The sequence below is a fragment of the Clostridioides sp. ZZV15-6597 genome, from assembly GCF_020657815.1.
Classification (GTDB): domain Bacteria; phylum Bacillota; class Clostridia; order Peptostreptococcales; family Peptostreptococcaceae; genus Clostridioides.
On sequence record NZ_JAGWCT010000155.1, the window covers coordinates 1 to 6,625 of the forward strand.

The 6,625-nt window shown below is 27.0% G+C and carries 7 protein-coding genes; 3 read left to right on the forward strand and 4 right to left on the reverse strand.

Annotated elements, in window-relative coordinates:
* Positions 1-603 precede the first annotated feature (603 nt).
* Entirely contained in the window at positions 604-738 is a 135-nt protein-coding gene (locus tag KGF52_RS21505; protein WP_255642490.1) for a hypothetical protein, read from the forward strand.
* A 203-nt stretch (positions 739-941) separates the two neighbouring features.
* Here KGF52_RS21505 and KGF52_RS19755 read toward each other — a convergent pair whose 3' ends face one another.
* The 3 genes from KGF52_RS19755 to KGF52_RS19765 all read right to left on the reverse strand — a co-directional run bounded on the left by KGF52_RS19755 (position 942) and on the right by KGF52_RS19765 (position 3,174).
* Positions 942-1,481 (reverse strand): flavodoxin family protein, encoded by a 540-nt coding sequence (locus KGF52_RS19755; protein WP_227841359.1) that lies wholly within the window; start codon positions 1,479-1,481, stop codon positions 942-944.
* Complete coding sequence (locus tag KGF52_RS19760) at positions 1,474-1,890, reverse strand: MerR family transcriptional regulator (protein ID WP_227828373.1); 417 nt, start codon at positions 1,888-1,890, stop codon at positions 1,474-1,476. Before KGF52_RS19760 ends, KGF52_RS19755 begins: the two co-directional genes overlap by 8 nt.
* Before the next feature lie 162 nt (positions 1,891-2,052).
* On the reverse strand, positions 2,053-3,174 hold the full coding sequence (locus KGF52_RS19765; RefSeq protein ID WP_227828372.1) for an aldo/keto reductase: 1,122 nt from the start codon (positions 3,172-3,174) through the stop codon (positions 2,053-2,055).
* Positions 3,175-3,307: 133 nt separating this feature from the next.
* On the opposite strand from KGF52_RS19765, the gene KGF52_RS21735 reads away from it, so the two are divergent.
* Both KGF52_RS21735 and KGF52_RS19775 read left to right on the forward strand, forming a co-directional pair.
* On the forward strand, positions 3,308-3,520 hold the full coding sequence (locus KGF52_RS21735; RefSeq protein ID WP_413894788.1) for a winged helix-turn-helix transcriptional regulator: 213 nt from the start codon (positions 3,308-3,310) through the stop codon (positions 3,518-3,520).
* 113 nt (positions 3,521-3,633) lie between these two features.
* Entirely contained in the window at positions 3,634-5,328 is a 1,695-nt protein-coding gene (locus KGF52_RS19775; protein ID WP_227841360.1) for a cell wall-binding repeat-containing protein, read from the forward strand.
* Between the two features lie 259 nt (positions 5,329-5,587).
* Here KGF52_RS19775 and KGF52_RS19780 read toward each other — a convergent pair whose 3' ends face one another.
* Positions 5,588-6,451, reverse strand: a complete 864-nt coding sequence (locus tag KGF52_RS19780; RefSeq protein ID WP_227841361.1) for a conserved phage C-terminal domain-containing protein — start codon at positions 6,449-6,451, stop codon at positions 5,588-5,590.
* Positions 6,452-6,625 lie beyond the last annotated feature (174 nt).

The window sequence follows — 6,625 nt, forward strand, 5'->3', positions numbered from 1 at the left end:
GAATCTTTTAGTGATTCATCAGAAACAATATCTTGTATCATATCACTTACATCAGATTTTCCAGTAATGTCTATTTTGCTATTTAGTTCCAGCACATTAACCCAGTCTGGAGTTTTAGTTTCAATTGCCATGATTAATTCCTCCTTTTAAAATTTAAATTATTTGTATATACAGGAAGAAGTGTATTTTTACTATAATCATAATAAATCTATATTTGTTTATGACATTTGAGATAATCGTTATCATTAGAATACTTTATTTTTGCTAATTAATAGAGCTGTTCTTTTTAGTCTTATTACTACTAAAAAATTAATCTGTGAAATCATATAAAATATACTAAATAGATTCAATATTGTATGCCAAATAAGCTGATAGATTTTATCTTCTCATAGTCACACATTTCCTGTAACTCCTATACTAGCATTAAAATTCATCTTATCAGTAGTTGATTTGTTTATAAATTGTTTGTATTTTGTCCATATTTTATTTATATTTAGTTTATAAATCATTTATAATTTACTTATTTTATAAAATTATTAGTTAGTTTATTAAAAGTTAGTACTTCTATTTATGATATGATAATAAAATATGAGTACTAATGTTATGGATAGAAAATCTTTAGAAATATTATTAAAATTAGATAATAGTATTAAAATTAGCAACAGACTTGATATAATTGACAATAAGCTTGATGTGACTGATTACAGACTTGATACAACTCAAAATGATATTATATAAATTAACTTGGATGAAAAACTAATTTTCAAATCTAGCAATTATATACAACAAAAAACTGTAAGTAAATTTGTTTTACACAAATCTACTTACAGCCTCTAAATGGTAGAATACTTTTAGTCTACTATTTATTTTATCTAGATTGTTCTAGAGTCACTCAATCAATAAAATTTAGAGAATCTAACGCTCCTAAAAATACCTCTTACCTACACTGACTTACCCATTTCATATGCCTGTTTCATTGCCTCACTTCCCTTAATATCACCTACATGCCAAGCCCCTACACCATATACTATACCCTTTTCCTTAGCGCCGTTTAGACATGATGTGAATCCTCTGAATCCTTCTAAGGTTCTTTCCATAGCTTGCTCACTATTGTCTGCTGCGGCAACAATGAAATAAAACTCTTTTCCAGAAATTTCAGTGTATCTCGAACAAGTTCTATCAATCATAGTTTTCATTTGTGCATTCATAGTATAAAAATAAACTGGAGTTGCCAAAACAATAACATCTGCTTTAATCATTTTTTCAAGAATTTCTTCCATGTCATCTTTTTGTGGGCAACTTCCACCTTTCTCATAACAGACTCCGCATCCTACACAATAATTAACTTCCTTATCTTTCAAAAATATTTTTTCTACTTTATTTTTAGATTCCAATGCCCCTTGCATAAATTGGTCACATAGTAAATCAGAATTCCCACCTTTTCTAGGGCTTGCAGATAGTACAAGTACACTTTTATTCATAAGACAATACCTCCGTTCTTTGACTCTCACTATTATTCTTTAATGTTTTTTCTTTTTCAATAACTTTATCCTCATATCCATCAATCTTACTATTTAATCGTTCTAAAGTTTTCTGCATATCTTCTATTCTTCTAGAAAGCTGATTTCGTTGTTCTATTAAAAGGTCTTTTCTCGCTTTTATAGTTTCATTCCCTTTTTGAAACATAGTTACATACTCAATCAATGTCTCAATGGAAAGCCCTGCACTTCTCATACATTTGATGAAATTAACCCACTCACAATCTTTTTCTGTAAAAGACCTAATTCCACTTTTGTTTCTACTTACAGGTGGTATTAAGCCAATTCGTTCATAATATCGTAAAGTATCTGCTGAAAGTTCGTATTTTTTACTCACTTCTGAAATTGTCACACAAATCCTCCTCCTTTCTTGATAGTGTATAATTTAAAATTCGATTAAACAGTTTGACTGACATTTCATCAATTTCAACTTTTCTATATATCATTAATTATTTTACTTATATTTCATTAACTTCAATTTTTCCGTATAACATTAATTATTTTATGGTAACAATTATTTTTCAAAAATTTCTGCTACATTCTTTAAAGAGTCTACAATTTTAATGTGTTGTGGACAATTTTTTTCACACTGTTTACATCCAATACAATCTGACGCTTTTCCATAAGTTTTAGTGTAGTTATTATAGTAAACCATTTGTGTTGAAAATCCAGTATTAAGAGCTTGCTTTTCTGCATTATATAAAGCAAAATAGTTTGGAATAGCAATATTTTTTGGACATCCTTCTACACAATATTGGCAAGCAGTACATGGAACTGCAATTGCTTCATTTATAATTTCTACTGCTTCATCTATAACATCATATTCTTTCTGTACAAATGGTTCAAAATTTTGCATATATCCTGTGTTATCTAATAGTTGTTCCATATTTGACATTCCACTTAAAACCATCATGACATTATCTTTACTTGCTGCAAAACGAATTGCCCATGATGGCACTGACATATCTGGATTGTAATCATTAAATAATTTTTCGGCTCTTTCTGGTATTTTTGCTAGTGTACCACCTTTTACTGGTTCCATAACGATAACAGGTTTATTGTGTTTTGTTGCTACTTCATAACATTTTCTAGATTGTATGCTTTCATTATCCCAATCCAAATAGTTAATCTGTAACTGAACAAAATCTACTTCTGGATGTTCATTCAATACTTTGTCTAATAGTTCTGCACTATCATGAAAAGAAAAACCAATATTTTTTATTTTTCCTTCTTTTTTCTTTTCTTCAATAAACTTAAAGCTGTCAAATTTCTTGGCTACCTCATAATGTGATACACCTATATTATGTAAAAGATAATAATCAAAATAATCTACACCACATTTTTCTAACTGTTCATTAAAAATAGACTCCTGCTCTTCTTTTGCTTTCAAAGCCATTAGTGGTAGTTTTGTAGCTACAGTAAAACTTTCTCTTTTATGTCTCTTTACTAGAGATTCTCTAAGTGCTATTTCACTTTTACCCATATGGTATACATATGCTGTATCAAAATATGTAAATCCTCTCTCTAAAAAAGTATCAACCATCTTATTTAAGTAATCCATATCAATACTTGTAGCATCATTTTCATCTTTTACTGGTAAACGCATTAATCCAAATCCTAATTTTTTTTGTTCCATTGTCCTGCTTCCCCCTTTAAGTATTCTCTACTTTAACTTGTTCTTTTAAATACTTATAAACTTTCTATAATTATACTTTACTACTTAGAGTTAACTTCAAGTCAATAGTTTTTTTATTTTTTAATTAAATACTATGAAAATTTATCAAGAAATTTCACCTAAAGTAGAATATTCCCTAACAGATTTAGGAATAAGCTTTTTACCTGTTTTAGAACATATGAAACAATGGGCAAAACCTATTTATCAAATGATAAAAGTAATCGATTTACATATATTCAAGGTTAGAAACATTTTCCCAAGTATTTATGATACAATGTTAAATAAGAAAATAAAAACTTTATATTGAATAATCTTATCTGTTATTTTTAAAATGTTACATTTAATAGTAACTTGATTTTAAGATTATATTTTACTAGTTCATACTAAATAAGAAAATATAAGGATTGTGAGGTAAAAAATATGAATAAGAAAAACTTAGCTATATTAGTGGCAGGTATGATGTTTTTTTCTAGCTCTTCAGTAATATTTGCAAACAACTTAACAAAACAAGAAAGATTAATAGGTAAAACAAGATATGAAACGGCTGTAGAAGTGAGTAAAGTAGGGTGGGTTCAATCAAAAACAGCAATTATAGTCAATGGTAACTCTATTCAAAGCGCACTTTGTTCAAATCCTTTTGCTAAATTAAAAAATGCTCCTATACTTTTAGTAAATAATAATAGCATAGAAAGTTCAACTAAAACTGAACTTAAAAGACTTGGCGTAGATAATGTATATATAGTGGACAGTGGAAATAGTATATCCAATAAAGTAGAAAATGAAATAAAATCACTTAACATAAAAGTAAATAAAATAGTAGGAAATAATATCTATGAAATGTCTACAAATGTACTTAAAGAAATAGATAAGATAAAAAAAGTAGAAAATGTAGCAGTTGTAAATGGATTAAAGGGGTTATCTGATGCAGTTAGCATAGCTTCTCCATCAGCAATACATAATATGCCTATAATACTAGTATCTGAGGAAAACAGCAATAATAGCAGTATAAATTTCTTAAATAATAGGTCTATAAAAAAATCTTATATAGTTGGAGGAAATAAGATTTTATCAGACAATACAGTAAAAAAATATCCAAATAAAGAGAGAATCAGTGGTTCAGATAGAAACAATACTAATGCCAAAATTATTGAGCAATTTTATAAAAACAAAAGCATAAAAAATGTATTTGTTACTAAAGATGGTATGAACAAAGAAAATGCACTAGTAGACGCATTATCAATAGGAGTATTGGCAGCCAAAGAAAATTCTCCTGTAATAATATCTAATGGTACTCTTGCAAACAGCCAAAAAGATTTTATTAAAAATAAAGACATAAAAGAAGTAACACAAGTTGGCGGAGGTGATAACCAAAAAGCCTTTGAGGATATCTTAAAACTAAAAGATGTCGATATAAGAAATAAAACTAAAAAAATATCTTTAATTGAAGCTAAAGAAATATTAAAGCAAGCTGTTCCAGGAAGTAATGTTTTAGTTTGTTACTACGACCAAGATGATAACAAATACGACAGTAAGGTTATAAAGGATAATATTGTATATGAAGTAGAAATAGATGCATACTCTGGTAAAATAATAGAAATTGAAAAAGATGATGATATAAATAACGATAACTTAAATGTAAAAAATATACCTTTAGATAAAGCTAAATCTATAATCCTAGATGCTATTCCTAATGGTAATTTAATGTACTGTAAATATGATGCTGACGATAATGAATATGAGGCTAAAGTTGTAAAAGATAATAAAACATATGAAATAGAGATAAATGCATTTGATGGAAGAATTATAGATATTGATATGGATGACGATTCTGATGATAATGATTATGATGACTCTGATAATAATGATTATGATGATTCTGATAATAATCAAAATAATAGCGATTCTAATGCTAATAACAATAACTCTATAATTAGCATTGAAAAAGCTAAGTCAATAATGCTAAATAAAGTACCTGGTGGTAAAATAGTAAAATTTGAATACGATGAAGATGATAAAGAATATGAAGGCGAAATAACAAAAGGAAGCAACGAATATGATATAACAATCAGTGCAATCACTGGAAAAATATTAGAATATGAAGTTGATACAATATAGTATATGGTTCTAATTATACAGTTTATAAAAAGTTTCTTATTTTATATTACTGGAATTTAAATTTTATATTACTGGAATTTTAAAAATTCCAGTAATATTTTTTATTATCAATAACACTAAGAATCCTATTTAATATTAACAATTCTATTTAATACTAACAATCCTATTTTCTATACATATAACATATCTGAACATAAACTATATCTGAATTTTAGATTTTTTGTAATATCTATTCTAGTATATCTCTTCACCATTATAATCACTTTTCATTTAAATAAGTCTTGAATTCTTGACCAAACAAAGTCTCTGGTTTTATATCCACTAGCATAGGAGTATCCTTCCAGTTCTTAACTCTTGATTCTATAACTTTATAAAAATCTTCTAATCTATGACCTTCTTTTCTTCTTTCAGCTATAAGTTTGTTGGCTGTTTCTGAATCAAACCTAAAACTTTCCCCTGATTCTTTATTTAATTTTTTTATAATATTTTCATAAATACTTTCTATATAATAGTCATCCTCTTCCACATCAGTATTTTTCTTGGAATTCTTTTTTAATAACTCTTTTTTTAAATTTTTTTTTAATAATTCTTTTTTCTTTGTTACATCTTCTGTTTCATCTACAGTATGAAGTTCTGGGTCATAACCCCATGGTCTATACTCTTTATCCATATAACTGTACATATTGGTATCACTGACTTTATCTTTCTTATACTTATATTCATATTTTGATACCTTTTGGCTACTATTATTTGTTTCATTAATATTTTCCAAGATATCTTCAAAAAAACTTCTACGTTTCTTTATTACACCTGTATCACTACTTTCAGAACATATATAACTATATACAGAGCAACAATTTCCCTTCACTCCTCGACTTATTAGTCTCAATATTCCTAAATCTATAAACTCATTTACAAGCCTACTTATTGTAGATATTGATAAATCAAGGTCAGATGCAGCCTTTCTTACGGTCATCTGAAACTGTCCCCTTGGTAAAGTTCCCTTTAATCTTTGTATATTTTCTTTTCTCATTATATAGTGATTAAACCTTATTTTATTTACATCACTTCGCTCGTTAAAATATAATACTGCTGAATTTAATTGATAAAAACCATTGTTCATATTCTTATTCCCCCAATTCAAATAAATAGTTGTTTGTAAATATTTTTGTATTTCTTAATAATTTATTAGATGATTATATTTTATTAAAAATCATTCTTCTATATTTTTTAGGTTATGAATTTTTGCTCCTTTAATTTTTATTTCTTTCATTAATTCACCTCATTTTATTAATTT